The sequence below is a fragment of the Stenotrophomonas maltophilia group sp. RNC7 genome (genome assembly GCF_030910085.1).
In the GTDB taxonomy this organism is placed as follows: Bacteria; Pseudomonadota; Gammaproteobacteria; order Xanthomonadales; family Xanthomonadaceae; genus Stenotrophomonas; species Stenotrophomonas sepilia.
In genome coordinates, this window is the sequence record NZ_JAVFVN010000057.1 from 1 (window position 1) to 454 (window position 454).

Consider the following 454-nt stretch of genomic DNA (forward strand, 5'->3'; position numbering starts at 1 on the left):
ATGCCCACGGCGGTCACGCGCTCCTTGCCGTAGCGCACCATCAGCCGCCCAGTGAAGAAGCTCGGCCCGAACATCGCCAGCAGGTGCCACTGGATGCCCAGGGCGGCGTTGTCCACCGAATGCCCGTGGTTGACCATCGCCACCGGCGCGGCGGTCATCACGAACGCCATCACCCCATAGGACACCACGCCCGCGGCCACGGCCAGCGCGTAGCGCGGCATCGCCAGGAGCTGCAGCACCGTGCGGCCGCTGTCGGCGGCGGCTTCGGCCGGGGTCTGGCGCGGCGTGCGCAGCATCAGCAAGATCGGCAGGGCGATCAGCGGCAGCAGCGCCTGGCTGAGGAAGCTGCCGACGTAGGGCGTGCCCGCTACCGCGTCGCGCGTGAAGATCACCAACTGCGGCCCGATGATGGCACCCGCGAGACCCCCCACCATCACCCAGGAAATCGCCTTGG

Annotated in this window: 1 pseudogene; it reads right to left on the reverse strand. The window is 70.3% G+C overall.

The features are described from left to right. Positions 1 to 454: pseudogene (locus RCF13_RS00385) on the reverse strand (MFS transporter); the annotation flags it as partial.